The following is a 24,367-nucleotide window of genomic DNA, read 5'->3' as shown; positions in this document are numbered from 1 at the left end:
TGGTGGTTCGATTCAAGCAACCATTTGGTGCCCTATTACTATGGCCCTGGGCAATGGCGCACCACAAAACAGGGAGTTTTTATTTACCTGGCTGTTGTCTGGATCCGTGGTTCAATAAGTTTCCAGATCCAGTCTGCAAGTTCTCTGATGTTTTTTGTCTGAATATAGACCTCTCCCGGGCCGGTAATATCAGTTACCAGAAATTCTCCAGACAGGAATGTTTCTTTCCATCCACCAAACTTTGTTACCTGGTACGAACAGGTATCACTGAATGCCACCAGATGGAAGTTATCAACAACAAGGTGCTCACCTGGAGCCAGAATGTGCTTGTCTATTGCTCCGAATGTATTAATGAAGAGCAAACCCTGACCCGATACTTTTATCATGAAGAGTCCCTGACCAAAGACTCCTTTTGTAAAACCCTGCCAATCAACATCCAGGTTGACTCCCTGTTCAGATGCGATGTATGCGGTCTTCTGGATGATAAAGCCCTTATTTACTCCGATCTCCATGACTTCTACATCTCCAAGAGGGGCTGCTGAAAATCCCGCCTCCCCTGGAGCTGATGTTGCAGTGAATTCGTTAACAAAGAAGGATTGGCCACCAAGAAAAGTCATACCAATAGTTGAAAGGAGGCCCTGTTTCCTCTTCCTGGTATGAACCTCAATGGATGGTTGCATGTAAGTCATCGCCCCTGCTTCAGCGACTATAGTCTCTCCCGGTTGGAGTTTTACCACAAGATATCCGTAACTTGGGCGATATTTGATCTCGTAATTCATAATAAATTCAGTGGTAGTGATAGAACCCGCGGAATAAAAGAGTTTTTGAGAAAGTCTACTGGATAAAAAAATGAAGGTATTGTCAGTCTTTCAAATGAGGTTTGATTTTAGATCTGATTTATCTGCGTGTTTCATGAACACGGATATACGACAGTGACTACCGAGTCATCATCGTGTGCCAGGGCAGAGTCATTTTGATCTGCATTCTTTGAAGTACCCTGACTTTTTACCTCCTCCTGAGTTGCATTTACCCCGGTTGTGTCATGAAAATTTGCCTGTTCTATTCGTTTCTGGTCATGGTATGCAGTGATAGCGTTCCAGTCTCCTGCCCTGATAAGATCTCCTAATGTTGGCTCGCTGTTATTTGTTGAGGAACTGGTGAAATTATCTGCAGCAATTGATGAATTGGTCTGATTCCCTTCTGTAGTTACGTTTGTTGATGTTTTATTCTGGTATGCCGGGGTTTGTGTTACTGTTGGTTTAGGAGTTGCGGTAGGCAATGGTGTCATCACTCTGGGGGTTGAACTTGTTGCAGAAATGTTACCGGCAATAAGGCCTGAGTAATGGGCGTTTGCACCCATTCGTGCCCCTTCTGAAACGCCAAAATCTCCATAATCTCCAAACCCGGCTCCTGCCCCTCCGGCAAAAACCGATGGTATCAATAGAAACATGAAAAAAAGACAAAGAACTGCTCTTGTGAGATTTGATGACCAGACAAACATAGTAACTGGTGATTTTTCTCCGGTGATTAACCCTGCTGAATAGTTATTGTCTGCCAACCTCTCTGCCCTGAATTATGATGTTATGCACCAGACGATGCGCGTAACTGCACCATGGTATGGTAATGGTATTGACTGTCCATCTGAAAACTATGAAAAGAAGGAAAAGTGATATCCCTTCCTTCCCAACAGGTTATCAGGAGAACACAGAGGTCATCTATGATCCAGAAGTACTACGATAATGATGTCGATCCGTCCGCAATCGCCAAGAAGACGATTGCAGTAATCGGATACGGCTCTCAGGGGAGAGGACAGGCACTGAATCTGAAAGACAGCGGCCTGAACGTAATCATCGGTCTGCGCCCGGGTAAGAGCTGGGACCTTGCCAAGAGCGAGGGTTTCCAGGTCTATGAGGTTGCAGAAGCAGCAAAGAAAGCTGATGTTATACAGATTCTTATCCCTGACGAAAACCAGGCAGCGGTCTACCGCTCCTTTATCGGACCCAACCTTACCAAGGGCAAGGTCCTCATGTTCTCCCATGGATTCAACATCCACTACGGGCAGATTGTTCCACCGGAAGATGTTGATGTTGTGATGGTCGCACCAAAAGGACCCGGTCACATGGTCAGGCGGACTTATACTGAGGGTATGGGTGTTCCGGCTCTGATCGCAATCCACCAGGATGTATCAGGCAATGCCAGAAAGGTTGCCCTTGCATACGCACAGGGTATCGGTGCCACAAGAGCAGTTGTTCTTGAAACCAACTTCCGTGAAGAAACCGAGACTGATCTCTTTGGAGAGCAGGCTGTTCTGTGTGGTGGTATCACTTCACTTATCAGGGCAGGGTTTGAAACGCTCGTTGAAGCAGGGTATGCTCCCGAGATGGCATACCTTGAGGTTTTGCATGAAACCAAACTGATCGTTGATCTCATCTATGAAGGTGGATTTACCAAGATGCGCAGTGCCATCTCCAACACTGCCCAGTATGGTGATCTGACCCGTGGCCCGCGTGTCATCGGCCAGGAGTCATATATGGCGATGCAGGAGGTTCTTGAAGAGATCCAGAACGGTACTTTTGCCAAGGAATGGATCCTCGAGAACATGGTTAACCGTCCTACTTTCACTGCCCTCACCCGTGCAGACGAGGAGCACCTTATTGAAGAGGTTGGCTCCGAGATAAGGGCGATGATGCCCCAGTTCAAGAATAAAAGATAATCAACCCTTCGGGTCTTTTTTTCCTGCCTGAATCTGCCCTTCATACATTAAGCGGGATACCTGCATGCTGTGCAAACTCTTTTAGTTCATCCGGTATTGATTGTGTCCGCTGAAGGAGTGATCGCAGGCTCTCATTTCTACGATTCATCCCGCAATGAGCAAGATCGTTTCTGAGATCTGAAACCCTTTCCCAAGTTCTGACCATCTCTTTCCAGTTTGTCTTTTCAAGAAGTATGTGAGTAAATGGTGTTGTTTCTGAAGGAATACCCTGGAGGGTGAGTGCCAGACCGGTCAGGGTTCGTGAGACTGTATGCCGGCTGTCGGCATCAAGCCAGGATTCATCAACTTCAAGAACCAGCATGGAGACCGAGATAAGCCACTCCCGTGAGAGGGCTATGGCTTGCATCTCAAGGCCATGATCGATCTGGTATCTGATCAGCCTGAGTTGCATGAAAAGGTACTCATTGTTGAGTTCTTCCGGGCTTGGAATGGCGGCCATCTCCCCGATCTCTGCGAGTTCTTCTACAACAGACAGGAGTGCAGGTGCAAATCTTTGGATTTCATCCCTGATAACTGGTAAATCCTGGGAGATTCCCCATGCTGCATACATAGCATCAACCGGCCTTGAGAGACGGACTGCTTTTGTGAAAGTTCCGAGTAGATGTGACCAGCCCGTTAAACGTTTTGGTGGCTCTGGTTCCTGTCCCGCTTTATAAATATTCCCCTGCAGTCCGGTGAACAGATGACTTATCTTTTCAGCATCTGTATGTGACAGAAGAGCACGAACACCAGCCATCCAGTCGATAACCTGGAGAACCGGCTGAAGGTTTACGATGTGCCGGAACCCGTGTTCGTCAGGCTGGGTTGCATACACAACTCCGATTATTTTTACTCCTCTCACCTCTTTCATCCAGGTTGCAGCAAGTGAGATAATGAATGGAAGACTCCGGTGTCCGTCTGTAACATCAAAGAGTATCTCCTCACCCTCCTCAGCCAGTTCTACAAGAAGAGTAAAGGTCTGCCATAACTCATCCTCATTGGTTCCTTCTGGAAGCCAGAGTTTTCTGACAGTTATTCCTCTGGATTCACATTCAGATGCGAGATGAGCACTTCTGGGATCCCTGATACAGAGGATAATTTCTTCAGGATGCCAGAAGGTCCAGATCGCTTCCTGGACCATATCTGTGACCTGGCAGAGATCATCGCGGCAAAACCGGGACGAATCTGACCTTTCATGATTTATACAGGAGATACATCTCATCAGGGCTCTTGATCTTGATATACCGGGAGGGATAAATCCTAATCGGAACTGATCCAGGAGAACCGCCATTGGTCTCCGGAGTCTTCTGATGAAGATAGGCTATATCTATGATGTAATCTACCCCGAGACCATCGGCGGGGTGGAGAAGCGGATTCATGAGTTAGGTGTCCGGCTTGCTGCCCGCGGTCACGAAGTCCATCTGTATGGAATGAAATACTGGAGCGGGCCAGATGTGATTGAACGCGAAGGCATGATCCTTCATGGTGTCTGTCCTGCCATGGGACTCTATACCGAGGGACGGCGTTCAATTCTCCAGGCAATTCGGTACACCTTCGGTCTGGCTACACATCTCGCAAGATCTGATATAGAGATCTTTGATTGTCAGAACTTTCCATATTTTCCCGCAATCCTTCTCTCGCTCTTCTGTCTGGTAAAGAAACGATGCCTGGTGATTACATGGCATGAGTTCTGGGGCAGGTACTGGTTTTTGTACATGGGATTTTGTGGCGTTGCCGGACTCCTTATCGAGCGTGCTGCTCTTCAGATGAGTCCCAGGATCATTTCAGTATCATCACTTACAGCTTCCCAGGTAAAGAAAACCGGATATGGTGGTGATGTGGTTTTGATTCCAAATGGGATTGATGTCGCAGCAATTACCGCTGTTCACCCGGCAGCAGAAAGATCAGATCTGATCTTTGTTGGAAGATTCATCCCCGAAAAACACCCGGAGCTTGTGGTTGAAGCAGTTCGACTGCTGATTTCTGATTTTCCTTCCATCCATGCAATTATCATCGGTGATGGTCCAGACTATGATATCATCCAAACCAAAATTCAGAAATATGGTCTTACTGCTCATATTACCTGCCCCGGATTTATTGCCGAGCATGAGCACGTTCTGTCTCTCATGAAATCATCACGGATTTTTGTTCTGCCAAGTGAACGAGAGGGTTTTGGAATAGCTGCTCTGGAAGCCATGGCATGTGGACTTTCACTGGTTACGGTGAATCATCCCCGCAACGCTGCATCAGCCCATGTCCTCCCGGATCTTGGATATCTCTCTGCTATGACTCCTGAAGACATCGCTTCAGGTATCAGGTATTGTCTTGAGAACCGCCCGGATTCTGTGGCTTCCAACCATTATGCTACTGCTCACGACTGGGATCAGATCACGCATGACCTTGAGCAATACTACCGGACAATCGTGACCGGAGTATGTCAGAAAAAAACGCCTGATCACAGGTGTTCTGCCATCTTTGATATATTTAAAAAGGCTGAGATATAGATATGGCATCTGAATCGTTCTCTGTGGGCAGTAAGACCTTTATGGGGCATGTTATACCTATTGGCCCGGTAAATCTTGTCTTTGCAATGGGGGAGAAGGGTCTTGTTGGTTGTGGAGCAGTTGATGTACTTGCCCTTGATAAATTTCATCTTCCGGCAGCCAAAGTCAGACCAGTCTCAACACCATCTGTCAGTACTATTAATGAACTTCTCTCTGGAGAGATCGTTGCAGTGAATCAGGCAGGAACAGCCCTTGGAATAACGATCGGAATGAGCGGGAAAGATGCCCTGCTCCGGCTGGCATAATACATTCATTTTTTTCAGTTTGTCTCTTTATATTTAAATTTTGGAACGAGTAAACAAAATCAATTCTCGCTTTTTCTTGGAGTATTTTTTTGTATCTCGAAAATTATCTTGGTTATATAAGAAAGATACTATTTTGGCGAAGAGTTGAGTTATGGGAACATACTCCAGAAAATGATAATCCCATGACAATGTCTAATATAATGGATAATTTTAGAAAAAAGGGAATATTTAATGATTATTTTCCCATCAGATGATCAAACTACTACTTACCTGATAGCCTGTGCAACAAGCACACGCCATTCTGCTCCATTCTGATAAATAGTGTCCCAGTATGCTTCTCTGCCCTTGGGTTCTGTTGGATCAGGTCGCCATAGTTCATATGAGATATGCCCTTCTTTCTCCTTAATCATGGCATTTTTTACATCTCTGAATGATGGATACTCGGTAACATAGTTGTCAGGAGGGATTTTGTCCATTTCAGATGAATCTGATATGTACAGGATGGTGCCATCAGGCTGCATCACCATCGCAATTGCATCAGTATCTTTTACCTGGGGATCAAAGACTGCTTTGCAGAAGGGAGCTGAAAGCAGAACTGCGATTGCCGCTCCGTTCTGTTCATCTACCACTGCCGGGCGGGTGACGAGGATCATATTGTCCCCGGCACGTGGATTTGCATTACCAGTCCGTGGTTTGAGGATTGCAATCGCATTCAATACTGATGGATCACTTTTTATGGTCTCTATCTGCTGAGGGTTGATATATGATTCATTCAGCGTATTGAGGGTAGTATTACCTGCCACCAGAACAATTCCAGCGCATCCAGGGATATTCATCTTGTTCCTGGCTACGATCTTCTCTGCAGATGCTGTCTTGAGTGTTTCACCACTGAACACCCCTGCAGTATCTGAAATATTACTATCTACTTCATCGAGTGCATTTGAAAGTGATGAACTGACCTTGCTCAGTAGGTCTGTTCCAGATAGGTTAACCTGATCTGCTAAAGCGGATCCCGGAAAGAGGCCGCAGAACAACAAAATGGCAATAAGAGGTATGAAAACCGGTGTACGGATCATGGCTTATTAGATAGCGCTTCATCCACCTATTTTTTTCGCCAGGTCACCGGGTCATTTCATCAACTTTTAATGCCCTGCAACAGATAGAAATTCTATGTACAAGCGGATTCTCATTGGTGTTGACGGTTCACCAGAAAGCATGAAAGCATTACGCGATGCTGTCAGGCTTGCAAAACTGCTGAACGCAACATTGGATCTTCTCTTTGTTATACCGCCGCGAATCTATGCACAGTGTGCTGAACAGGACATCGTTGTTCACGAGAAAAACGGCAGTGCAACCCATACAAGTCTTCTTCAAATGGAAGAAAATGAACTCTTTGATTCTATAAGAGCAGTTACAAAAGAAGAAGGCTATGAAGTTGCAATTCATACCCGTGTCGGGGATGCAGTTGAGGGCCTGATTGAGTTCTCCCAGTCACACGGAAATGACCTGATTGTAGTTGGATCAAGTGGCAAAGGTATGGCTGGAAGGTTAATCCTTGGTAGTGTAAGCACTGGTGTTGTCCATCAGAGCCAGGTTACTGTCCTGGTAGTCAAACCAGAATAATCTGGAAACTAGGAAAAAAAGAACCCTGATTTCAATCAGAGTTTGTTGTCATATACGTTGCGGGTTACTTTTGCAATGAAAACTGCCCAGAGTGGGGTGAGCACGATACCAACGGTAACACCGAGTGGTGGAATAACATTGAGCCCCATGATGATGACACAGAGAATCATTGAGATGATCCAGATGATTACCCACATAAATACATAGGAAGCCCAGCCGATTCCATCTCCTATCTTTTTTGTAATTTCACCAACACTGAATGCATCAATGATTTTGCCACTTCTTGAGAAATGGACAAAAGCCATGTACATGATCAAAGTGATGATCGCAAAGATTAGACCGGTAACAACCAGCCCGATGCTGCCTGCAACTAAACCCAGAATCTCGTCTATGCGACCTCTTCCAAGAACTGCTGCCATGATTGGAGCAATGCTTAAAAGACCAAGCACTACGCCGACGATAACTGCCGGAATCATGTAGAGGATGGTGACAATGTTCAATTTCCAGCCGTCAACAAAGAGACGCTTGTAGTCATCAATGTTGGGGGCATCATTACTGGTTGATCCATAGATCCTGACGAGGTATCCATTGAACAACGGAATGATACAGATTGTGAAGGCCTGGATGACGAGCAGCAGGATGAGGATCACCCATCGCTGCCACTTCTCAACAAGTCCTTCTCTTACGTACTCGGATCCATCCGAGAGAATTGCAGAGTATGATCCCATGTCTGCTTCCTGTGGTACATAATCAGGAGCATACAGCGTATCAAGATATCGAAATGAGTTGGCAGGTTTTTGCATCCTGTATTAATAAAAGATATAAAGAGCAGGAAAAATGAGGTGATTACTCATCTTTGTCATAAAAGAAATTACATGTACAGTGACCAGCCTGGTCCAGTTCATCCTGGTGAAACACGCATGGACAAATGATACGCTTGTCCTTTTCAAGATCTCCTGACCTGATCCTGCAAGGACAATATCTGAATCCGAACCGCTCAGTATTGCGAGCAAGTCCTTTGATTACTGCCTCGCGCTGTTTGTCATCAGGGTTAAGGATCCATCCATGTTCCTTTGCATATCCTTCTGCCCACGCCTTTACTGCGTCTTCCTGCTCTGTACTCATGTTATCACTCTATCCTTTCTGAACGAATTTTGCTGTGATGAACCATAAAATCAAGGATTTTTTTCTCCTGATCCAGGTATCCCATCTTTAATACCCGGAATACCCGGATTTGGTCACTGGGAGTAACATAACTGTGGGGAAATGAAGGGATTTATCCTCCAAAGCCCGGAATGATCCTCTCAAGGACACGGCGGTATGCGGTCATAACGTCTCCTTTCTCAAACCGGTACACATCCTTGTCAAACGACTCTCCAGTCCTCTTATCCCAGAGACGCATTGAATCCATGCTGATCTCATCGCCGAGGATAATGGCACCCTTTGCCTTTCCAAATTCCAGTTTGAAGTCAACCAGCCTGATCCCATATTCATCAAAGAATACTGAAAGGATTTCGTTTATGCGAAGGGCTGCTTTCTTTACTGCTCCAAGTTCTTCTGGATTCAGGATTCCTAATGCGAAAATGATCTCATCGTTGATCATCGGGTCCCCGCGTTCATCATCCTTGTAATCGATCGCAACAACCGGTGGATTAAGGACAGTGCCTTCCTGAATCGGGTACTTTTTCACCATTGAACCGGCAGCAACGTTCCTGACAATTACCTCGAGTGGGATCATCTGGAGTTTTTTGACGATCATGGTATCTGGGTCAGGCCTGTTGATAAAATGGGTAGAAACACCTTTTTCTTCAAGAAGGCGCATGAAAAACTCTGATGCAGTCGCATTGAACCGCCCTTTATTCTCAAACTGGTCGTGCTTGACACCATTGAAAGCGGTCATGTCATTGCGGAAGACAACCCTCAGTTCATCCGGATTTTGAGTCTGGTACACTGATTTGGCCTTCCCCTCATACAGGGGGGTCTCCATGCTCATTGCATTCCTCTCTCAGTGATTCTGTTCTCCAGCCTCATGATATAATCCTTCAGACCTGGTGGATACCACCCTTTTCTGATGTATTTCGGATAAATACAGAGACGCTCACGCAGGCTATATCCTCTGGTCAGGCCTTTGAGTTCCTCAATTCCCGGCCAGGGGTGTTCAGGGTTTACATAGTCTGGGGTTACGGGTGAGACCCCGCCGAGATCAGTCACCCCGAACCTGAGCAGTGTACGGGAATCGGCAAGATTAGGTGGTATCTGAATTGAGATGTCTTCTGGTAGTATCTCATCTGCCAGACTGATTGTATCCTTCATGATCTCAGTAGTTGCCCCCGGGTATGCAGCCATATCAGTGCCTGGTTTTGGGCAGAAGTTCTGGATGATGATCTCCTGGATATGATCGTGTCTGCGGTGCAGATCGCTGATTACCTGGAGTGATTCTTTCCGGTCTTCCCGGGTCTCACCGATTCCGATCAGGAGTCCTGTGGTAAACGGGATCTTCTGTCTTCCCGCCTCTTCTATCATTTCTATCCGTACCTCCGGAGCCTTTCCCGGTGATCCTCTGTGTGCAGGGATATCGGCTGTTGTCTCAAGCATCAGGCCCATGCTTGCGTTCAGGGGTTTAAGGCGTTCCATCTCCTCACTGGTAAGAACACCTGCATTGGTATGCGGCAGGATGCCGGCCTTTAAAGCACGCTTTGACATCTCCTCGCAGTATTCAAGGATCGTAGAGTAGCCGAGAGATTTCAGATAAGGTTGAAACCCGGCAACCAGTTCAGGTCTTTCACCAAAGGTGAAGAGTGCCTCTGTACATCCGAATATCTGACCTTTAGAAAGGATCTCTTGTACCTGGTGTGGTTCGGTCATGCATCCGGTGCCGGGAGGCTGCCTGAACGTACAGTATCCACAGTGGTTTTGGCAGACGAATGTAAGAGGAAGGAAGACATTGCGGGAAAAGGTGATGATCCCTTCTTCTCCGTGAATAATCTTAGAACGTTGTCCTAATGATGGGTTGATTTCAGGTGGCATATCTGGAAAGTTCAGGTTAACTTTAGTAGTACTGGGTAATCAATCGGTCTTTGATGAAGACATCTCAGGTTCCTTTAACCCGTACTCCGGCTAACCATGTAACAGCAGTCATTGATGGCCTGTGATACCATGCGAGTTCCGGTAGTAATCCCTTTTAAACCGAAAAATCCTAAGACACGTCTCTCATGCGTACTTAATGATGAGGAGCGTGAGATCTTTGCCCTGGCCATGCTCCGCGATGTTGTAGGTGCAATAAGGAGTGCCGGATGCGATCCACTGATTCTCTCAACTGCTTCGTTTACACTCCCTGAAGGTGAAGAGGTACGGGTTGAGATTCTGGATCAGGGTCTGAACGAGGCGATTGATATCTTTTGTATCGCAAACACCGGACCACTTGCCATCATCATGGCCGATCTGGCACTAGCAGATCGATCCTCAATATTAGCATTGATGACCTCTGGCTCTGACATGGCAATTGTTCCGGGACGGGGTGGTGGAACCAATGCTGTATACATCAGGTCTGCAGACAAATTCAGGGCCCAATATTACGGAACCAGTTATCTCAAGCATGTACGGTTTGCTTCAGATGCAGGTCTCACCTGTTCGGTTATTGACTCATTCAGGCTGTACTGTGACGTTGATGAGCAGGATGACTTGGTTGAAGTCCTCCTCCATACTTCAGGAAATGCAAAAAAATATCTTCAGTCGTTAGGGTTTCGTATTGAATCTCGAAAAAGCAGGATTGGGGTGTCCCGTAATTAATCTAATATCAGATTTTATTCCTGATTTTGGCGTGGCATAGGAAGATCAAGGCCGATTTTTTCATTTTTTTCAGTAAACACTGTAAATCCTGCAAACTCAGTAATTACTGCTTCTATTACGATGTATACTTTTGTTCCTGATCTGATACATCCGGTGAGAGATGAATCTCCCCGTCCTGTCGAACAATGAAAATGGATTGCAGGACCATCTGTTCCCTCCCTTATCATTGCAATACCCACCAGTTCCCGGGCATCATCAAATGAATGCCAATTCGGATCAGGGGGGAGAACGGTTTCTTTTGGTCCGGTGACAAGGGTTCCCTGCGAAAGGGCACCAATAAGATGGATCATTCCAGATCGAATATTATTCTCGCTGATGAAGGTCTGTAGTTCTGATAGAAGATTCTCTCCATGATCAAATCTGATATAAAAGATTCGTCCCTGGGTACCTGAAGCATATTCCATACTACCTGTTTATCTCCACATTTATTCGAACTATACTGATTTATTATGGTTTTTTAATTGAAGGTCTCTGATACCCTGGTTTTGACAAGATCATACTTTGATAATGTTGTTTCAAAGAGTCTGTCAAAGACAGCAGGGAGATCTCTCTCAAGTATTTTTACTCCTTCTTCTGTGATTCCTCCTGGTGTGGCTACCCTTCGTATCAGATCTTCCGGCTCCATTCCTTCCTGAAGCATAAGAGCTGTACCAAATGCAGTGGATACAACCATCTCAAGACATTCATTGAGTGTGAGTGTACTATGTCGTGAACCTGCCAGGGCGAACTCAAGAAAAAACCGTGAGAGAAAGGCAGGAGCACAACTCATCATGTCTCCTGCAGGTTCAAAGAGTTCCTCTTTTACTAATTTAACGGTGCTGATAGCAGTAAAGAGTTCCTCGACATATCTCGCACAGTCTGGAGTTACTCTGTGGTGGTGGTAGCAAAGTGAGATCCCTTCGCCAACAGTTGAACAGACTGAAGGGAGGATTCTTGTTATCTTTCCTGGATGAATCTGTGCTAGCAGATCAGTACTGACACATGCCGCAAGTGAGATGATATGAATCTCATTGTCTCTGACTCCACTGATCTCTTTGAGGATCCCGGTTACCTCAAGTGGTTTGACCCCGATAATTATCAGGTCTGCTACTTCTGCTACCTCACTGTTACATGTAGCAATCCTGATTTCAGGATATCTTTCAAGCAGTGGGTTTACCTTTTCCCTGGTTCTGGTACTGATGATGATATCTTCTGGATTAAGAGCAGAGGTCTGTAAAAACCCCTCCACAAGCATACAGTTCATCTGTCCGTATCCGATAAACCCGATGGACTTCATGGTACCAGGTTGATTTTGATGGTTTATCAGTTCTGATGCGGGATCACCGGTGTAATCAATCCGATAGAATGAGTTTTGGTTGATTATTCTTTTTCTCCTGATAAGGTTTCTCTTCAGGAAACTGCTCGTTCTGCAGAAGAAGGTGAAATTTCCGGGATAATCTGGAACTTTGCAGATAATGTTTATGATGACGTGCTCGCATACGTATATACTATGATCTGGAAACGTGACTGGGGTTTGACCTACCGGGTTTTTATCACCTGGTCCCTGCTCCTCCTGGTATATCTTGTATTTATCGGCATCCTCATGGCACTCAAACTGAGTATCGGATTTATTATTATCATCTCAGTTGTCATGGGTCTTGTCCAGTACTTCTTCTCTGACAAACTGGTTCTGATGTCCACCGGTGCCCGTATTGTCGAAGAGGATGAAGAACCCGGCCTTCACAGGATGATTGAAAAACTCTGTACTGAAGCAGGCCTTCCAAAACCAAAAGTTGCAGTAATGCAGTCACCTATCCCGAATGCATTTGCTACCGGGAGAAGCCCGACTCATGCAGTGGTCGCAGTGACTGATTCGATTATGAGGACCCTGAATCAGCAGGAACTTGAAGCGGTCTTAGCCCATGAGCTCTCACATATAAAGAATCGTGATATCCTCACTATGACACTAGCTTCATTCATTGCGATGATCGCATCAATGATCATGCAGAACTTCCTCTTTGCCTCAATCTTTGATCGGCGTGAAGGAGGAGCAGGTGCCTGGATCATTGCAGGTATTGTTGCCGCCGTTGTCTGGGTGGTTGCAACACTCCTGATGATGGCTCTTTCCCGGTATCGTGAGTTTGCAGCAGACAGAGGGAGTGCATATATAACCAATAATCCTGAAGCACTCATCTCTGCATTAACCAAGATTAGCGGCCGTATGGAATACATCCCTGCTGAGGCCAAGGTTGCTGCAGAAGGAGCAAACGCCTTCTACATCATTCCAGCAATATCTGGCAAGACTCTTGCAAGTCTCTTCTCCACTCATCCTCCACTTGAGAAGCGGATTGAGAACCTTCGCAAAGTTGAGTCAGAACTGCGTGGATATTAAAACAAATGTAAACAGCCATCTGGCTGTTTTTTTCTTTTGTATTATTTTCTTGGAGACTTCCGGTATGCAAGTCCCTGAAAAACAGCAATCTTCTCCCTATTTTGATCATACACCTCCACGACATATGATCCGAGTTTCGGGTTTGATGAAAACTCATTTGCCTCTGCAATCAGGGTACCTGATGAAGCGGCTTTCATATAGGTAATGCTGGTATTGATTGCAACAGCAGGGATTCCGCTTGTGTTGCTGGCAACGGCGAAGGCGACATCAGCGAGGGAGAAGATTACTCCTCCGTGGACTGTTCCATGACTGTTGAGATGGTTCTCTGAAATATCAAGATGGAGGGTTGACTTTCCTGGTGAAGAACTTATCAGCCTGATTCCAAGTTGTTTGGAAAAGGGATCTGCATTGAGGAATGTTGTTGCATCATCCATAGTAGAAGTCTGTATTTGTCCGGTATCGGTTTGTCGGAATGATTAGGAGAATCGTTAGGTTCCAGTACAGAAACTGCCGTGTTCCTCTCCTTTCATAACTATTATCGTGATATCGTCGAATTGATCCTGTCCATCAGTATATTCATTTACTGTTTTTATGATGACATCCCTGATCTCTTCAGCAGAAGAGCATCGATGCTCGTCAATGATTGATTCTAGTCGTTCTACACCAAATTCCTCATTGTTTCGGTTTACAGATTCGGTGACACCATCAGTATACATGACCATGATATCACCAGGATTGATGGTTGTAGTCTGTTCTGTATACCTGATATCGTCCATGATCCCGAGCGCGGGGCCGGTAGTGGTGAGTTCCTCTTTGGTGCCGTTATCCCTGAATATGAGTGGGTGGTTGTGCCCTGCATTAACATAGGTGAAAGTCCGTCTGTCTGGATTTAGCACGCCGAAGAAAAGAGTGACAAACATACCTGATCGTGCATCAGCGCAGATCATTGTGTTTGTCTCTGTGATCACGCTCACTGCAGATTTATGCCATGTTGCATTGGTACGGGTAATCGTCCGGGAGAGGGCCATGAACAAGGCTGCAGGCACTCCTTTTCCAGATACGTCTGCGATCAGGATCCCTATTTTATCCTGTGAAACCGGGATGATGACATCGTAAAAGTCTCCACCAACCTCCCGGGCTGGCAGGCTGACGGGTGAAATCTGGTATCCATTTATTGAGGGGATTGTGTCTGGGAGAAAGCTGAGTTGGATATCGCGTGCAATAGAGAGTTCTGCCTGTTTCCGTTGAAGATCTGTCCTAATCCGATCACGTTCATTGGCAGTTTCTCGTTCCTGAATCAGATTCATGTAGATGAAAGAGAATATTCCGATCCCAACCATGTTTGCAATAGTCATAGGGAGAACTACCTGTAAGACAAGTGCGAGTGCCTGATCAAAAGGCTTTCCAAGCAGAAGTACGAGCCCCATATGAATAAGTTCCATGCAGCCCGCGGTAATAATCGCACCTTTAACACCAATGAACTGCTTTTTGTTGAGGAGATAGACTGTTCCACCAATAAGGCCCGCAATGATGGCAGCTATGGTGCAGGCAAGTTGAGAGATACCCCCTGTAATGAAGTACCGGTATAGCCCGCCGATGATACCCGCTCCTAGCCCGACCAGCGGTCCACAGGTCAGACCCGCTGCCATAGGGCCGAGGTCCCTGATATTTATCTGAGCACCAAAAGCATAGATTCCACTTTCAGTCCCGTATATAGATACAAGACCAAAGAGCAGGATCATAAGGATCGAACTCTTCCAGGTGAGTGCCCTATTTTGAAAATCTATAAAAAAGCGTGATCTCATGATCAAATACGTGATGACGATGATCACGCAAACCATCTGCAGGAGAACGATACAGGTTCTGATGTTTCCTATGATGAGATCGAAAAATGTTGCCATGTACTCACTTTTGGTAAGGATTCTTGTCCATCATCCCTGGATGAAGTGATCCCCTGAATTGATAAGAAAAGTATACTCCGGGAGATTTATCCTGATCAGTTTCTATCCCCGTATGAGTAATCCAACTATCTGAGTTTATCATATCTCGCACACCCGATGAAGATGAGAATAATTCGAAAGTCTCAATAATCCTGGCGTAGATAGAATCGTATGAAAATATTTCATTATATATTCCTCTTGATTCTGGTATCAGGAGTCCTGGTCTCCGGTTGTATCCAGGCTTCAGAGAGTCAGAAAGGTCAGAGTGGTGCTGATAGCCTATCCAACAAATCATTTGTGGTGTCAGTCAGTTCTGCAATTAATGGGTCAACCCTTCCCACCAGATACACCTGTATGGGTCCTGGACAGGTTCCGTCAATATTTTGGAAAAATGCTCCTACAGAAACAAAATCAATAGTTCTTATTATGGATGATCCCGATGCTCGAGATAATGTGTTTACACACTGGATTGTGTATAATCTAAATCCTGGGGATGAAGCGATACCCCCCAATCAGGTCCCTGCTGCAGATCGTGCTGGATCCGGGTATCAGGGGGTAAATTCATTAGGGTCAAAGGGATATTACCCACCATGCCCCACGGGAGGGCAAACCCACCGGTATATTTTTACACTTTATGCCCTCGATTCAGTAATCAAACCTAATCCTGCAGACCGGTCACATGTAGATGCAGCAATGGAAGGACATGTTCTGGCAAAGGCCAGAAGTATTACTTTCTTTGGGCAGTGACATCTCTCATTCCCATCGAAAATTCCAGTTTCCTTTTTTTTCTGATATTTCTATCTTACATTATCGCCGAAAATAACTGGATAATTCTGCAAAAAGTAACCCGGCTATGAATGCAACAGCGATCCCAGCTGGAATAGCGATGAATGCCATCACCATGGAAACAAGAGGTTCTTCAGTCTTTAACCCATGTCCAATAAGTTCTAGAGCAACAGCAAAAAGCAAGGCTCCAAATACTCCTCCCGGAATTGCAGTTAGAGTTTCAGGGTTTGTAAGAAATACCGACCCACAGATAAGAATTATACCACCTATAATCATAGCACAACCAGAGCGTGCACCGAAACGGTAATGTGCAGCTACCCCCCCTGCCCCGTGACACATGGGAAATCCTCCAAGAATTGATGTGGAAAGACTCATTGCTCCAATAGTAAAACTCAATTTGTCTGGAGTGATTCTGCGATGAAATAGTTCGGTTGAAAGAAGTGCTGTCGCAAGAATTGAATTTGCCAGTGTAAGCGGGATCTGGGGGATGACAAGAACCCATGTCGCTGTCACATACTCCTGATAATTTGGTAATGATACGATAGGAAGAGTGGGAAGAGCCGCTGTTGGAATTCCAGTTGTACTTAAAAGTGCGATTATTCCGATACAGAGGATGACGAGAGCAGAAAGATCAGGCAGGTGAACCAGCCTTTTTCCAAGTAAAAACAAAGCCAGGATCACAAGACAGAAAATGAAGAAGGAAAGATCATGTATCCCGAATTCCATGATTGCACTCCTGAGAAGGATCAACCCGAGCGCGAGTTGAATCCCGCGTACAACCGAAGATGGAATTCTGGTTGCCAACCATTGCATCTTTCCGCTCAGGCCAACCAGACAGAAGAGAGTCCCGGTAATGATACCAGATGCAGCAATCTCTCCGGTGGTAACTCCTCCGGCTATAGCAACTGCGGCTACTGCTTTGAGCGGTTCTACTGATATTGGGATTTTGTACACGAAACCAGTGATGATATACCATATCCCACAGGAGAGGAGCATTAATGAAAGGGACATACCGGTTGCAAGTGATACGGCAAAGAAGAGAGGAATTATTGTCCCAAAGTTGCCCACTGATCCGGCAATATTTCCAAGTGTTATTCTGAAAAAGTCACCATCCTCAGGTTGTACAGTTAGCATACTCCTCACACGACATGACAGGGACTGAAAGTGCCCTGGACCAGGGTATACACCTCTGCCCTTTATTAAAAAAACTCATCCCGGTCTTGAATTCTCTATCTGATATTAATCCCTCGATCTGATCAACAAGTTGTTGCCCGGTGAGGTGGATGACCAATTCAAAAAAGGCTATATTGCCATAGAAGAGGAGTTCAGTGACATCTGAACAGGTGAAACTATTATCCTGATCACTCAGGGCTAATGACCTTTTTGATGGTTTCATCAAGAACAGCCTTTGTATATGGCTTCATGAGAACCCCGGTGAATCCAAAGTCCCTGAATCGTGAGACTGCAGGATCGTTTGCATCGCCACTTGATACAAGTGCTTTTACTTTTGGATCCATCTCCAGAAGGGCGGCTATGACCTCTTTACCTCCAGGTCCCCCGGGAACGGATAGATCAAGTATGACAACATCAAATCGTGCACCCTGATCAAGTGCCGCCCGATATGCTTCAATTGAATCTTCTCCTTTACTGGTAATAACAGCATCATACCCGAGTTTCTTCAGGAGTATTGAGGTGATCTCACAGATGGCTGGTTCGTCATCAAGGAGAAGAATTCGATGAGTCATGAAACGTGTGTAGGTATGTATGGTATACCCACATATTTTCTTTGTGAAATGAGTAACTGAGGTTTATCGCATGTTCGGCAGTGATCTTCATATCAGAGGTATGTCTAATTTTATGGGATTTGTGTGTATATTCATCTCTTTCTCACGGACTCCTGCAATCTCGCTTGTAATTACTGCCGGGGGAAAATATTTGATACCCCTGAACTGGAACGTGATGAGATCTCTTTCGATGCAGACATCCCAGTAGATGCCACTTACGATCTCACTGACCTGTACTCCTTTCTTTCCCGAGATCCCGGAGTAGTTGTCACATTTATCGGTGGTGAGCCGACGCTTCGCAGTGATCTCATCATCCGAATCATGGAAGATCTCCCTGACACCCGTTTCATGATCCAGACAAATGGCATTCTTCTTCACCGGCTCCCTTCAGAAATCGTAAACAGGTTTGAGACGATTCTGATCTCAATCGATGGTGATAAAGAGACAACTGATACTGGCAGGGGGTTAGGCACCTATCAACGGGTAATGGACAATATTCAGAACATTCTTGCTAATGGATATGTGGGTGAGATAATTGCCAGGATGACAGTTCATGAACCTGTTGATATCCAAAAATCAGTCCTTCATCTCTCTCACAATGCTGAATACTCATTTTCATCCATTCACTGGCAAATTGATGCTAACTTCTGGAATGATTTTCAGATTAGAAACTTTGAATCCTGGGTAAAAAAATCGTACCTTCCGGGCATTAAACATCTAGCAGAAGAATGGGTATCCCGGATGGAACAGACCGGGGTTGTCGAGAGATGGTATCCGTTTATCGATCCGGTTGAAGATTTGCTTCTCAAACGCTCTTCCCGGCTTAGATGCGGATCTGGATTTGCAAACTACACAGTTTTAACAAATGGTCAGATTTCGCCATGTCCGATTATGATAGGGATGGCCGATTATTATCTGGGAACGATCACCACTGCAGATATTCGGAATCTACCCGATGTCCCTGTTCCCGGAGCCTGTGCAGTATGTGATATTCGAGATCTCTGTGGTGGAAGATGTCTCTATTCTGCAGTTCTTGAGCCCTGGCCACAGGAGGGGCGTGAACTTGTGTGTACAACTGTCAGAGAATTATTTAAGGTATTGTCAGATTTACTTCCACGGATTCAATATCTTCTCAATACCGGTGTTATCACAATGACAGACTTTAATCACGAGAAGTACAATGGATGCGAGATTATCCCTTAATCCCGCACTATTGTTTTATCTAAAAAAAGTATTCATCCGGGGGCAGGTCTTGCCCGGGTTTGAATGCTAATTATAAACGATCAGAGTGTTGCAGTCTTATTTGATGCAGTTGCCGGGGACTTTGCCGCGGTTGCATTGGATGAGGTTGCGTTCTTTGACTCTGATGGAGTCTTGGTCTGGTTTCCACTGGTCTCTTTTACAGTTTCCTTGGATACAGATACTGTTGTGTTGACCTTTGTGGTATCATTAGTAACGGTTTTTTCTCTGGAAACTGTTACTGTAGATGTAGATGCAGATGCGTTAGATGATGTGTTGGATGCAGAGACATTGGCTGTCTTTGGTGCTTCCTTTGCTTCTACCGGAGCGGCTGCTGCTGCCTGGGTTGCTGGAACCTTTACTGTCTGTTCGACTGTTGGAACAGAGGTAGAGGCTGCGGTCTTGACCGGAGCGGTTGTTGGGGCGGTGGTGGTCTTTGCCTGAGTTGATGACTTGTCGGAGCTAGTACATCCGCTGAACATGGTTGCCATTAAAAGCAATCCTAGAACTGCTATCACATATATTACACTTGCATTATGCTTCATAAGTAAAACACCAGCCTTACAATAACGGGTGAAGTTACATTAAACATATTCTCTATATTCTCTATATTCTCAATACTTGCAGAATTATGATACAGATACCATCAGAAATGTGTTAGACAAATCAGAGGATTTTTTCTGATCAGTGGACATGTCTATGATATGATGCTCTGATTTTATGCATTATCTGAACAAATAATCAGGTAATGAAGATATCAGTCCTTGCGAGTGGAAGCAAGGGCAATTGCGTTTATCTTGAGGGTGATGGGAGCGCTCTTTTAGTTGATGCAGGCCGCTCAGCACGGGAACTCCTCGGGACTAAAACTAAGCAAGGTCGCCTTGCTGAATCAGGTGGCAGGTCCGATCTGATAGATGGAATTTTGGTCACACATGAGCATGGTGATCATATCAAGGGTCTTGCTGCGGTTGGGAATAATCTCCAAAAAACTGCCTATGGCACAGTGGGTACGATGGATGCTTTTATCAGGCAGCGAACAAGTCCGGTACGCTTCCCTGTGCAGACCATCAAATGTGGAACACAATATGAGATCGGTAATTTTATCGTCGAACCGTTTGCAATCTCGCATGATGCAACAGAGCCATGTGGATACCTGATCAGTGAAGGTTCAACAAGGCTTTGTTATTGCACTGATACTGGAATAGTAACCGAGAGCATGATGTCAGTAATATCCCGGGCAGATGGAGTTATCCTTGAATCAAATCATTGTCCTGAAATGCTCAGGACCGGGCCATACCCTGAGTTTCTCAAACGAAGAATTGCGGGAAATCGTGGTCATCTTTCAAACCCTGATGCCGCAGCGGTACTTCGTGAGATAGGTGATTCGATTCATCTGGCAATTCTTGCACATCTATCTGAAGAGAACAACGAACCTGCTCTGGCTCTTTCATCAGCCCAGGAAGGACTGTCCCTCCATGCTGAGTCTGTGGAACTATTTGCTGCTTCCACAGTAGAATTGGAAGGAAAAGCTCCGATGCGAAAAAAACAGGGTTCTTCCCGTGAATCCTGCTGTGATGAATGCTGGCAATACCAGTTCAGTCTGTGATGGTGATCTGACTGAATTTTTTGTTTTTTGCAGAACTTTGTAGAAAAATTGAGTCTATCAAAGGTAGGCTTGATACTATTGATCTTCTGAGTAATGCAATTCGTGAGGTGGAATGTCCGGATCTCCCAATCTTTGTTCGGCTGATTCTGGGCAAACCCTTTCCTGACTGGAGTCCACTCAAACTAGGTATAGGTCCTAATTTACTCTATGAATCTGTGGCATATGTTACCGGAAGAAACCGCGAGAAGGTTCTTTCAACGCTCAATTCGGTGGGAGATCTTGGCAGGGCAGTTGAAGAGATGCTTGAAAGTAAATCTCAAACCTCATTCTTTTCTGAAGAACTTACACTTGCAGAGGTGTATTCATCGTTTGAAGCGATTGCCCAGGCAGAAGGTGGTAAATCTCAAAAAGAGCGGCTTCGGATAATCCAGCGATTGTTTTCAGTAGCTACGCCCCTTGAAGGCCATTACATCACCGGCATTTTGCTTGACGACATGAGGATTGGGGTCGGCGAGGGGAACCTCCGCGATGCAATTGCAAAAGCCTTCGATGTTGACTCCGGTCTTGTCGAGCATGCCCAACAGATTCTCAATGATATGGGCGAAGTGGCATTGTTAGCCTCTCAAGGAAAAGAGGCTCTGTCTCATGTAAGACTTCACCTCTTTCATCCGGTGCGGATGATGTTGGCCCGACAAGGAACTATCTCTGAAGTTATAGCTGATGCCGGGACAATTGCAGTAGAGTATAAATACGATGGAGCACGGTTTCAGTTTCATAAACAGGGTTCAACAGGTAGGATGTACTCACGAAAACTTGAGGATGTGACCAATTCCCTGCCTGATGTTGTCTCTATGTTGCTGAATGCGACAGATCATAATCTCATTCTTGATGGTGAGGTTATTGCCATTAAGGATGGGAGACCGATGCCGTTTCAGACGGTTCTTAAGCGGTTTAGGCGAAAACATGGGGTAGCCGATGCCGTAGAGGCGATCAAGCTGGTTCCCAATGTTTTTGATATTCTCCTCCTTGATGGGGAAATTTTGCTTGATCAGTCTTTTTCAGAGAGGCGGAAGATCCTTACAGAGGTATTGAGAGACTATGCAACTCCCCAACTTGTAAGTAGTGATCTTATTGAAATAGAACAGTACTACCACCAGGCCCTGGATAACGGGCATGAGGGTGTGATGCTGAAATTACCGAACTCTCGTTACACTCCGGGAATGAGAGGAAAGGATTGGGTAAAGATCAAACCTGAAGTGGATACTCTTGATCTGGTTGCTATAGGTGCTGAATGGGGAGAAGGTAAGCGAGCTCATGTATATGGATCGTTTCTGCTTGCTGCACGCCAGGATGACCAACTTGTTCCGGTAAGCCGGGTAGCTACCGGTCTTTCAGATGAACAACTCACCTGGCTCTATAGTACTCTCAAAGATGAAGTCATCCATTCAGAAGGGAAGATGATATTCTTTGAGCCCAGGATTGTGTTTGAGATTGGGTACTCAGAGATTCAGCAAAGCCCGAATTATGAAGGCGGTTTTACACTCCGTTTTCCAAGGTTTGTTCGGGTCCGGGATGATAAGGACATCAGGGAAGCGAATACGATAGGGGATATTGAAGAGAGATACCTAACAATACATCCTGAATTGCGGTAATATTAATGTAAAGGGATGACATTATAATTTCGTAATTTTATTTTCATTTTATATAAAAAATAAAATCGGAATTATTATACACATTCCTGCTAACCTTAATTCATGGGTGGGTTTAAGCGATTTCATTTTATTCTTTTACTATTGGGGATATTTATTTTATTTACATATTTTCCGGTTACTGCAGAGAAATATGTCTCGGTTAATGCACTATCAGAAGAAGGGGTGGGTAGTTTTGATAGTCCCTGGAGTCTCTCCGATTCTCTTAATCAGTCTCTTCCGGTTGGTGAGCAGATCCTGGTAAATGGTTCTTCATCAACAGCGTATACGGGTCCATTTATTATCAAAAATGAAACCTCCCTCATTGGGTATAATGGAACTCCTCTGATTAATTCAAGTGGTTATGCTTTTGTTGTGAGTAATTCAACATCCATGGATAATTTTGAAGTTAAAAGTCAATCCGCTGGATTATTATTCTCTTCCGGGGTATCTGATATTCAACTTTCAAATATTTCCCTACACGGAATTTCTAGTTCTGCAATATCTGGCGGAACTGGTAATCATAATTATAATGTATCAATCCGTGATGTATCCTGTTTTCAGAATACAAATGGAGGGATTGTTCTGCCATCTATAGATGGCCTAACTATCGATAATAGTACTGTTTCTTCAAATATTGAAGGGGGGGTGTCATTAACTGGGGCTCACAATTTTTACATTACCAATGTTACATCGACAGCCAACACAATTTCAGCGTCCAACCGTCCGGGATTGCAACTAAAAGATTCTTCATTAGGGGTAATTCACAATCTGATATCAATAGAAAATTCAGGAGGTGGATTGAACCTTAATAATACGTCCAACCTCGTTATTTTTTCTTCTGTACTACAGAATCAGTCGGGTGGAAAAGATCTCTTTATTGATTCCCAATCGCGTAATCTATCCTTTTACAATTTACATATTGGTGGGAATGGCGGTGTAAATGTCTCTTCATCCAATATGAGTGGGCCATTATCTTTCAATACACCTTCAACACCAAGAGGTCCTGATGATTCATTCGTAAGTTTGAATAATTATGTAAATATTACCCGTACAGATACGGGTTCTTTTGACTCACTCACCTTAAACTATAATCCTTCAGATATACCAACTGGATATCCTGAAGAAAATATCCGAATAATGGCTACAGATAATGATGATTGGTCCATAATCCCTTCATCTCTTAACAAAGAACAACATTCAATTTCTTTCAATGGTTCTTCAGAACTTGTAGAGGGTACCAGACTTTACGGCCTGTTTGTTAACAAGACGAATCCATCAATCTTTTCCATATCTCCTTCTTCAGGTGTTCAGGGAGATAATAATGTTGCAATTTACGTTTCAGGTTCTGGCTTTTCATCAGGTTTACTCGTTAATCTGAGTAATAGCACATTCAATCTGACAAACTCCAGTGAGGTTACCTTTATCAATTCTTCTAATATTATTACATCATTTGATCTGACCTATCTGGTCTCTGGCAATTATACGGTTCAGGTAAAAAATCCCGATCAGACTCAAAGTACGGAGTCTGTAATTTTTACTGTATTCAATGAACCTTGTCCTGCGGTAGTAGCAAATTTTAGTTCAGATGTAAGTAGTGGTTATGCTCCGTTGACGGTGTCGTTTACGAATCGTTCAACCGGTGGGAACATAACCAGTTGGCAATGGGACTTTGGAGATAATAGTACTGGCTCAAATGTTGCTGATCCAGTTCATACGTTCAATCGAAGCGGTCTTTATTCAGTCAATCTGACTGCCGGTAATAGTTGTGATAATTATTCTAGTGTATTTCATACAATTTCTGTTGAAAATGAACCTTGTCCAACGGTTATAGCAAATTTCAGTTCAGATGTAAGCAGTGGTTATGCTCCGTTGACGGTGTCGTTTACGAATCGTTCAACCGGTGGGAACATAACCAGT

General features: G+C 44.8%; 27 protein-coding genes. 11 read left to right on the top strand and 16 right to left on the bottom strand.

Annotation, left to right across the window (positions count from 1 at the left end; genetic code table 11):
• Window positions 1-83: 83 nt before the first annotated feature.
• Window positions 84-779, bottom strand: coding sequence for a TIGR00266 family protein (locus DK846_RS00135; RefSeq protein ID WP_109966896.1), 696 nt, complete (start codon window positions 777-779; stop codon window positions 84-86).
• Between the two features lie 131 nt (window positions 780-910).
• Window positions 911-1,558 (bottom strand): hypothetical protein, encoded by a 648-nt coding sequence (locus DK846_RS00130; RefSeq protein WP_109966895.1) that lies wholly within the window; start codon window positions 1,556-1,558, stop codon window positions 911-913.
• Window positions 1,559-1,717: 159 nt separating this feature from the next.
• On the opposite strand from DK846_RS00130, the gene ilvC reads away from it, so the two are divergent.
• Entirely contained in the window at window positions 1,718-2,713 is a 996-nt protein-coding gene (ilvC, locus tag DK846_RS00125; RefSeq protein ID WP_109966948.1) for a ketol-acid reductoisomerase, read from the top strand.
• 40 nt (window positions 2,714-2,753) lie between these two features.
• Here the strand turns inward: ilvC and DK846_RS00120 are convergent, their stop codons facing one another.
• A complete protein-coding gene (locus DK846_RS00120) occupies window positions 2,754-3,974 on the bottom strand; it encodes a TM1812 family CRISPR-associated protein (RefSeq protein ID WP_181391544.1) in 1,221 nt (406 codons plus the stop codon).
• An 88-nt stretch (window positions 3,975-4,062) separates the two neighbouring features.
• Here DK846_RS00120 and DK846_RS00115 point away from each other — a divergent pair, with 88 nt between their 5' ends.
• On the top strand, window positions 4,063-5,256 hold the full coding sequence (locus DK846_RS00115; RefSeq protein WP_109966893.1) for a glycosyltransferase family 4 protein: 1,194 nt from the start codon (window positions 4,063-4,065) through the stop codon (window positions 5,254-5,256).
• A 2-nt stretch (window positions 5,257-5,258) separates the two neighbouring features.
• Window positions 5,259-5,561, top strand: a complete 303-nt coding sequence (locus tag DK846_RS00110; protein ID WP_109966892.1) for a YunC family protein — start codon at window positions 5,259-5,261, stop codon at window positions 5,559-5,561.
• Window positions 5,562-5,827: 266 nt separating this feature from the next.
• On the opposite strand, the gene DK846_RS00105 is transcribed toward DK846_RS00110, so the two are convergent.
• Window positions 5,828-6,637 carry a hypothetical protein gene (locus tag DK846_RS00105; protein ID WP_109966891.1) on the bottom strand — a complete coding sequence of 270 codons (810 nt, stop codon included), beginning with the start codon at window positions 6,635-6,637 and terminating at the stop codon, window positions 5,828-5,830.
• Between the two features lie 94 nt (window positions 6,638-6,731).
• Between DK846_RS00105 and DK846_RS00100 the strand changes: the two genes are divergently transcribed.
• Window positions 6,732-7,184: a universal stress protein gene (locus DK846_RS00100; RefSeq protein ID WP_109966890.1), complete on the top strand. Its 453-nt coding sequence runs from the start codon at window positions 6,732-6,734 to the stop codon at window positions 7,182-7,184.
• Between the two features lie 35 nt (window positions 7,185-7,219).
• Here DK846_RS00100 and DK846_RS00095 read toward each other — a convergent pair whose 3' ends face one another.
• The 4 genes from DK846_RS00095 to cofG form a co-directional block, all read right to left on the bottom strand.
• Complete coding sequence (locus tag DK846_RS00095) at window positions 7,220-7,987, bottom strand: DUF4013 domain-containing protein (RefSeq protein ID WP_109966889.1); 768 nt, start codon at window positions 7,985-7,987, stop codon at window positions 7,220-7,222.
• A 43-nt stretch (window positions 7,988-8,030) separates the two neighbouring features.
• Window positions 8,031-8,309, bottom strand: a complete 279-nt coding sequence (locus DK846_RS00090) for a ferredoxin-thioredoxin reductase catalytic domain-containing protein (protein ID WP_109966888.1) — start codon at window positions 8,307-8,309, stop codon at window positions 8,031-8,033.
• A gap of 151 nt (window positions 8,310-8,460) precedes the next feature.
• A complete protein-coding gene (gene purC / locus DK846_RS00085; protein WP_109966887.1) occupies window positions 8,461-9,177 on the bottom strand; it encodes a phosphoribosylaminoimidazolesuccinocarboxamide synthase in 717 nt (238 codons plus the stop codon).
• On the bottom strand, window positions 9,174-10,211 hold the full coding sequence (cofG, locus tag DK846_RS00080) for a 7,8-didemethyl-8-hydroxy-5-deazariboflavin synthase CofG (protein ID WP_109966886.1): 1,038 nt from the start codon (window positions 10,209-10,211) through the stop codon (window positions 9,174-9,176). The genes purC and cofG overlap by 4 nt, the downstream gene beginning before the upstream one ends.
• Window positions 10,212-10,325: 114 nt before the next feature.
• On the opposite strand from cofG, the gene cofC reads away from it, so the two are divergent.
• Entirely contained in the window at window positions 10,326-10,973 is a 648-nt protein-coding gene (gene cofC / locus DK846_RS00075) for a 2-phospho-L-lactate guanylyltransferase (RefSeq protein WP_245926411.1), read from the top strand.
• A 14-nt stretch (window positions 10,974-10,987) separates the two neighbouring features.
• On the opposite strand, the gene DK846_RS00070 is transcribed toward cofC, so the two are convergent.
• Both DK846_RS00070 and DK846_RS00065 read right to left on the bottom strand, forming a co-directional pair.
• A complete protein-coding gene (locus DK846_RS00070) occupies window positions 10,988-11,437 on the bottom strand; it encodes a PPC domain-containing DNA-binding protein (protein ID WP_109966885.1) in 450 nt (149 codons plus the stop codon).
• A gap of 53 nt (window positions 11,438-11,490) precedes the next feature.
• Complete coding sequence (locus tag DK846_RS00065; protein ID WP_109966884.1) at window positions 11,491-12,309, bottom strand: pyrroline-5-carboxylate reductase dimerization domain-containing protein; 819 nt, start codon at window positions 12,307-12,309, stop codon at window positions 11,491-11,493.
• 213 nt (window positions 12,310-12,522) lie between these two features.
• Between DK846_RS00065 and htpX the strand changes: the two genes are divergently transcribed.
• The gene (gene htpX, locus DK846_RS00060; protein ID WP_109966946.1) at window positions 12,523-13,404 is read left to right on the top strand and encodes a zinc metalloprotease HtpX; all 882 of its coding nucleotides are present in this window, start codon (window positions 12,523-12,525) and stop codon (window positions 13,402-13,404) included.
• 41 nt (window positions 13,405-13,445) lie between these two features.
• Here the strand turns inward: htpX and DK846_RS00055 are convergent, their stop codons facing one another.
• Both DK846_RS00055 and DK846_RS00050 read right to left on the bottom strand, forming a co-directional pair.
• The gene (locus DK846_RS00055; protein WP_109966883.1) at window positions 13,446-13,838 is read right to left on the bottom strand and encodes a PaaI family thioesterase; all 393 of its coding nucleotides are present in this window, start codon (window positions 13,836-13,838) and stop codon (window positions 13,446-13,448) included.
• Window positions 13,839-13,892: 54 nt separating this feature from the next.
• Window positions 13,893-15,305 (bottom strand): SpoIIE family protein phosphatase, encoded by a 1,413-nt coding sequence (locus tag DK846_RS00050; RefSeq protein WP_109966882.1) that lies wholly within the window; start codon window positions 15,303-15,305, stop codon window positions 13,893-13,895.
• A 210-nt stretch (window positions 15,306-15,515) separates the two neighbouring features.
• Between DK846_RS00050 and DK846_RS00045 the strand changes: the two genes are divergently transcribed.
• A complete protein-coding gene (locus tag DK846_RS00045; protein ID WP_109966881.1) occupies window positions 15,516-16,091 on the top strand; it encodes a YbhB/YbcL family Raf kinase inhibitor-like protein in 576 nt (191 codons plus the stop codon).
• A gap of 60 nt (window positions 16,092-16,151) precedes the next feature.
• On the opposite strand, the gene DK846_RS00040 is transcribed toward DK846_RS00045, so the two are convergent.
• Genes DK846_RS00040 through DK846_RS00030 form a run of 3 tightly spaced genes read right to left on the bottom strand, consistent with a single transcriptional unit; the run spans window position 16,152 to window position 17,875 of the window.
• Entirely contained in the window at window positions 16,152-17,264 is a 1,113-nt protein-coding gene (locus DK846_RS00040) for a putative sulfate/molybdate transporter (protein ID WP_109966880.1), read from the bottom strand.
• On the bottom strand, window positions 17,245-17,526 hold the full coding sequence (locus DK846_RS00035; RefSeq protein WP_109966879.1) for a hypothetical protein: 282 nt from the start codon (window positions 17,524-17,526) through the stop codon (window positions 17,245-17,247). The genes DK846_RS00040 and DK846_RS00035 overlap by 20 nt, the downstream gene beginning before the upstream one ends.
• Window positions 17,492-17,875, bottom strand: coding sequence for a response regulator (locus tag DK846_RS00030; protein ID WP_109966878.1), 384 nt, complete (start codon window positions 17,873-17,875; stop codon window positions 17,492-17,494). Before DK846_RS00030 ends, DK846_RS00035 begins: the two co-directional genes overlap by 35 nt.
• 123 nt (window positions 17,876-17,998) lie before the next feature.
• Here DK846_RS00030 and DK846_RS00025 point away from each other — a divergent pair, with 123 nt between their 5' ends.
• Window positions 17,999-19,117: a TIGR04084 family radical SAM/SPASM domain-containing protein gene (locus DK846_RS00025; RefSeq protein ID WP_109966877.1), complete on the top strand. Its 1,119-nt coding sequence runs from the start codon at window positions 17,999-18,001 to the stop codon at window positions 19,115-19,117.
• Between the two features lie 80 nt (window positions 19,118-19,197).
• Here the strand turns inward: DK846_RS00025 and DK846_RS00020 are convergent, their stop codons facing one another.
• Window positions 19,198-19,698 carry a hypothetical protein gene (locus DK846_RS00020; protein ID WP_109966876.1) on the bottom strand — a complete coding sequence of 167 codons (501 nt, stop codon included), beginning with the start codon at window positions 19,696-19,698 and terminating at the stop codon, window positions 19,198-19,200.
• Between the two features lie 203 nt (window positions 19,699-19,901).
• Here DK846_RS00020 and DK846_RS00015 point away from each other — a divergent pair, with 203 nt between their 5' ends.
• The 3 genes from DK846_RS00015 to DK846_RS00005 form a co-directional block, all read left to right on the top strand.
• Window positions 19,902-20,759: an MBL fold metallo-hydrolase gene (locus DK846_RS00015; RefSeq protein ID WP_109966875.1), complete on the top strand. Its 858-nt coding sequence runs from the start codon at window positions 19,902-19,904 to the stop codon at window positions 20,757-20,759.
• Between the two features lie 11 nt (window positions 20,760-20,770).
• Window positions 20,771-22,411: an ATP-dependent DNA ligase gene (locus tag DK846_RS00010; protein ID WP_109966874.1), complete on the top strand. Its 1,641-nt coding sequence runs from the start codon at window positions 20,771-20,773 to the stop codon at window positions 22,409-22,411.
• Window positions 22,412-22,633: 222 nt separating this feature from the next.
• Window positions 22,634-24,367, top strand: a 1,734-nt coding sequence (locus DK846_RS00005) for a PKD domain-containing protein (RefSeq protein WP_181391543.1), incomplete at its 3' end; no start/stop codon positions are given.

The sequence above is a fragment of the Methanospirillum lacunae genome (assembly GCF_003173355.1).
GTDB classification, from domain to species: Archaea; Halobacteriota; Methanomicrobia; order Methanomicrobiales; family Methanospirillaceae; genus Methanospirillum; species Methanospirillum lacunae.
Note: the sequence above shows the minus strand (reverse complement) of the source record. Positions and strands in the feature narration are given on the sequence as shown.

Excerpts from the sequence above, each read along its gene's own strand:
- DK846_RS00105 (WP_109966891.1), bottom strand. The coding sequence starts at position 6,637 with ATGATCCGTACACCGGTTTTCATACCTCTTATTGCCATTTTGTTGTTC.
- DK846_RS00070 (WP_109966885.1), bottom strand. The coding sequence starts at position 11,437 with ATGGAATATGCTTCAGGTACCCAGGGACGAATCTTTTATATCAGATTT.
- DK846_RS00110 (WP_109966892.1), top strand. The coding sequence starts at position 5,259 with ATGGCATCTGAATCGTTCTCTGTGGGCAGTAAGACCTTTATGGGGCAT.
- DK846_RS00095 (WP_109966889.1), bottom strand. The coding sequence starts at position 7,987 with ATGCAAAAACCTGCCAACTCATTTCGATATCTTGATACGCTGTATGCT.
- cofC (WP_245926411.1), top strand. The coding sequence starts at position 10,326 with ATGGCCTGTGATACCATGCGAGTTCCGGTAGTAATCCCTTTTAAACCG.
- DK846_RS00035 (WP_109966879.1), bottom strand. The coding sequence starts at position 17,526 with ATGAAACCATCAAAAAGGTCATTAGCCCTGAGTGATCAGGATAATAGT.
- DK846_RS00115 (WP_109966893.1), top strand. The coding sequence starts at position 4,063 with ATGAAGATAGGCTATATCTATGATGTAATCTACCCCGAGACCATCGGC.
- DK846_RS00090 (WP_109966888.1), bottom strand. The coding sequence starts at position 8,309 with ATGAGTACAGAGCAGGAAGACGCAGTAAAGGCGTGGGCAGAAGGATAT.
- DK846_RS00120 (WP_181391544.1), bottom strand. The coding sequence starts at position 3,974 with ATGAGATGTATCTCCTGTATAAATCATGAAAGGTCAGATTCGTCCCGG.
- DK846_RS00015 (WP_109966875.1), top strand. The coding sequence starts at position 19,902 with ATGAAGATATCAGTCCTTGCGAGTGGAAGCAAGGGCAATTGCGTTTAT.
- DK846_RS00045 (WP_109966881.1), top strand. The coding sequence starts at position 15,516 with ATGAAAATATTTCATTATATATTCCTCTTGATTCTGGTATCAGGAGTC.
- DK846_RS00065 (WP_109966884.1), bottom strand. The coding sequence starts at position 12,309 with ATGAAGTCCATCGGGTTTATCGGATACGGACAGATGAACTGTATGCTT.
- purC (WP_109966887.1), bottom strand. The coding sequence starts at position 9,177 with ATGAGCATGGAGACCCCCCTGTATGAGGGGAAGGCCAAATCAGTGTAC.
- ilvC (WP_109966948.1), top strand. The coding sequence starts at position 1,718 with ATGATCCAGAAGTACTACGATAATGATGTCGATCCGTCCGCAATCGCC.
- htpX (WP_109966946.1), top strand. The coding sequence starts at position 12,523 with ATGATCTGGAAACGTGACTGGGGTTTGACCTACCGGGTTTTTATCACC.
- DK846_RS00030 (WP_109966878.1), bottom strand. The coding sequence starts at position 17,875 with ATGACTCATCGAATTCTTCTCCTTGATGACGAACCAGCCATCTGTGAG.
- DK846_RS00050 (WP_109966882.1), bottom strand. The coding sequence starts at position 15,305 with ATGGCAACATTTTTCGATCTCATCATAGGAAACATCAGAACCTGTATC.
- DK846_RS00135 (WP_109966896.1), bottom strand. The coding sequence starts at position 779 with ATGAATTACGAGATCAAATATCGCCCAAGTTACGGATATCTTGTGGTA.
- DK846_RS00055 (WP_109966883.1), bottom strand. The coding sequence starts at position 13,838 with ATGGATGATGCAACAACATTCCTCAATGCAGATCCCTTTTCCAAACAA.
- DK846_RS00020 (WP_109966876.1), bottom strand. The coding sequence starts at position 19,698 with ATGAAGCATAATGCAAGTGTAATATATGTGATAGCAGTTCTAGGATTG.
- DK846_RS00040 (WP_109966880.1), bottom strand. The coding sequence starts at position 17,264 with ATGCTAACTGTACAACCTGAGGATGGTGACTTTTTCAGAATAACACTT.
- cofG (WP_109966886.1), bottom strand. The coding sequence starts at position 10,211 with ATGCCACCTGAAATCAACCCATCATTAGGACAACGTTCTAAGATTATT.
- DK846_RS00100 (WP_109966890.1), top strand. The coding sequence starts at position 6,732 with ATGTACAAGCGGATTCTCATTGGTGTTGACGGTTCACCAGAAAGCATG.